This window comes from Patescibacteria group bacterium (assembly GCA_020148045.1).
GTDB lineage: Bacteria > Patescibacteriota > Minisyncoccia > Minisyncoccales > GWA2-38-27 > JAHCRG01.
Map to the genome: position 1 here is coordinate 1 of JAHCRG010000014.1, position 2,921 is coordinate 2,921.

General features: G+C 34.4%; 4 protein-coding genes. 1 reads left to right on the forward strand and 3 read right to left on the reverse strand.

Annotated elements, in window-relative coordinates:
* Window positions 1–66: 66 nt before the first annotated feature.
* From KJA13_03125 to KJA13_03135, 3 genes are all read right to left on the reverse strand, one after another.
* Complete coding sequence (locus KJA13_03125) at window positions 67–390, reverse strand: hypothetical protein (GenBank protein ID MBZ9578005.1); 324 nt, start codon at window positions 388–390, stop codon at window positions 67–69.
* Window positions 391–505: 115 nt separating this feature from the next.
* The gene (locus KJA13_03130) at window positions 506–1,597 is read right to left on the reverse strand and encodes a transposase (protein MBZ9578006.1); all 1,092 of its coding nucleotides are present in this window, start codon (window positions 1,595–1,597) and stop codon (window positions 506–508) included.
* Window positions 1,510–2,136, reverse strand: coding sequence for a hypothetical protein (locus tag KJA13_03135; protein MBZ9578007.1), 627 nt, complete (start codon window positions 2,134–2,136; stop codon window positions 1,510–1,512). Before KJA13_03135 ends, KJA13_03130 begins: the two co-directional genes overlap by 88 nt.
* A gap of 350 nt (window positions 2,137–2,486) precedes the next feature.
* Between KJA13_03135 and KJA13_03140 the strand changes: the two genes are divergently transcribed.
* On the forward strand, window positions 2,487–2,921 hold a 435-nt coding region (locus tag KJA13_03140), incomplete at its 3' end, for a hypothetical protein (protein ID MBZ9578008.1).

Here is a 2,921-nt window from a genome sequence, read left to right on the forward strand (position 1 = left end):
TATGTTGTAAATAAATTTCAAAGATTTAGTTTATGGTCTCAAATTTAAGTTAGTTTATGATATATTTCATTCATCAATAACCTCAATGAGATTTAGTTTTGCGTTACATTTTGGACACACTTCGATAGTCATATTTTTATTTAGCGAAAAACCACAGGAATAGCAATAATTCATCATCAATCTAAATCCTTCAGAATTTCTAATAAAATTTCTTGTACTTTTTTTAAAAAATATAGCCCCCGCTACAGCAGCTACTACTGCAAAAAATAATAAAAACCAAGTGCTTGCAATTGCTGGGGTTGTTTCTCGACAATGAAGCAAAAATTTAATTAGACTGCACGCTAAAAGAATTACTGTAACTATTCCTGCGATGTAACTACCTATTTTCATTTTATTTAAATATCGCATCAACTCCTACCTCATAATTTTTTATATTTATTCATTTTTTTATTATTATAAATTGAGTAAGATAAGTTTTTTTCGTTTTTCCAATTTAATAGTTTTTCTAGAGGGAACTCACAAAAACAGGACAGTTTAGTTGATTTTCCAATAATAACTGCGTTGTTTCTATGGTTCTAAATCCAAATTTCACTCTATATAGATCCTTAATCTTCCTCACTTGAGGCTCAGGTGTGACCCGCGAAATTTTTGAATATTTTTTATATTTCTTCGCGGAATAGAGAGGCAGAAAATTGAAAATCTTATCTACATTCTTTTTCAAGGTTTTTATCGCATGTTTTAATTCCGAATGCGCCCCCTCCCATAATTCAATATCTTCAATTATGAAGCGGGTCAATTTTTCGGGGGGATCATGGTAAATATTAGATATGCGCATGGATAATTTTCTATACTTACAGAATTCAGGATATTTCTTCAAGTACTTCGCTAAGAATCTAGATTCATGGTTGGATAAATTCTCAGGGCGCTTTAAAAGTAAAGATTTCACCTTGTTGAAATCTCGGTTTGTACACTCTAATTTCCGTCTAAATTGGCGCATGACCAACGAGAGTGCGCCTTTCACTTTTTGGCGATAATATTTCAGATTCTTTTCTGTTAAACCATTTTTAGGCAGTCTATTCATTAAATCTTCGCGTAATTGTTTTGAAAAATTCGTGCCATGTTGGACCAACTTTTCAAGAATGGTATCTAGGCAGGTTTCAAACCTGTTCAATTGATCCGTCTTAAATAATTCCGTGACTAACTTATAAAAATACTGGAACTGAGATACTATTGTGTTTTTGAACTTGAAATCAATTGCATCCCCTTGCCATATATGCTGTTTTATAGCTTGATAAAGTTTCTTAATTTCTTTTATCACGTCTTTGAATCTTATTCTCGAAATCTGATTTAATTCCTTAAGAATCCCTCGATTAACGAGTTGTACCGTATGAAATCCACACCTGATGATGATTGCATTCGGAAATATTTTTTTAAGGGCTAATTCCCAAGCTGGCTTGTAATCTACGATGATAAACGCGGGGTCCAGTGATAAATCATCACGTAAAATGATTAAAAATTCGGTGATTTCGGGTTCGTTTTCGCCTCGTCCCAGATAGCAAGCAAGGTTCCGTCGGATAATGTTGTCAGTCGCAAGCAAGACACCTGCTTTTTTTTAACATGAGGTATTTTAGTCCCATCATCTTCCTCGAGCGCTAAAGCCGGGAATGTACCATCAAGGGCGAGAACCCCGCTATTGAGCTCAATATTTTCTTTAAATGTCCTATCATTTTTCTTACAATAGTCCTTGCCATACTTTCTGATCCAACTCAGGATAGTTTCGCGTTTGAGCATTACAGAATATAGTTTTTCCATTAATCTTCTAACCATATCTCCTGAATTCCCAAAATCAAAGTAAAGCGTGAGTACCGTGTCCAATACATCACCGGAAACGGAGAGCCCAGGCACAATGCCCGCTCTTTGGAATGGAAAAATTTTACCACATGAGTTGCACTGGAGATGAATACTCTCGAATTCCAGAAACTTTTGGAGGTTTTTAGTCCCAAGATCGGGAATTGTACGCCATCTGGAGTGAGATATCTTAAGCTTATCAGATTTACAACAAGGACAATTAAGAGTTTGGAGATTAGGACCCGGTAATTGGGCAATTTCAATAGGTTTTTCGTTTATTTCACTCATAAGAGAGGAGATTACAAAATAAAATAAAAAAGCGCGTATTCTCTCGGGAATATAGGGTATATTAAAGGTGATTTGAGGAAGATCTCGCGTAAAATTAGCGACAAAAATGGATTTCCTTTTCTGACACTCTTAAATATGAAAAATATTCTCTAAAAAGTCATAGAAAAAAATAAAGGAAAAATATTAAAAAATTTGCGAAAGAAAATTATCTTACTCCAAAAAAAGCTCTTTTTTACTTATTTTTGATAATTAATTTAACCTTAGATAAATAAATAAATATAACATGTGTATGTTTTGGAGAGAAAAGAAGTAAAATCTATAATAGATGAGAAATTTAGAGATGGTAGAATATGCCTATCCAGCCGTTGGAACTTTATAAAGTTGAGGAAACTGGTGAATTAGTCTTAAAACACAGAGATTTAAAGGAGGCACTAATTTCCCACAATGTAATTATGATTGTGAACCACAATGATAAGGAAATTGTTCTTTGGATTGGAAAAGGGGCGAGAACGCGGGCTAAATTTGCAGGAGCGCGCTCATCACGGCGGTTTTTAATGGAACGAAGTCTTTCTTATCGTGTTAAGAGCTGTGATGAGGGGGATGAACCGGAATGGTTTCAGAAATTGTTTGAAATAAAAGTAGCAAAACGAAGCCGAGATGAACCTCCTAGTCTTGAAGTCTTGGCTATTTTGAATGAAATGAAAGCAGAAATTATCCCAGAAGGGTTTGAGCGGGAAGCTTGTATTATTTCACGTGATTTTTATGTACCTGTAGAATATAAATCA

Coding starts and splice junctions, on each gene's coding strand:
- KJA13_03125 (MBZ9578005.1), bottom strand. CDS start 390: ATGAAAATAGGTAGTTACATCGCAGGAATAGTTACAGTAATTCTTTTA.
- KJA13_03135 (MBZ9578007.1), bottom strand. CDS start 2,136: ATGAGTGAAATAAACGAAAAACCTATTGAAATTGCCCAATTACCGGGT.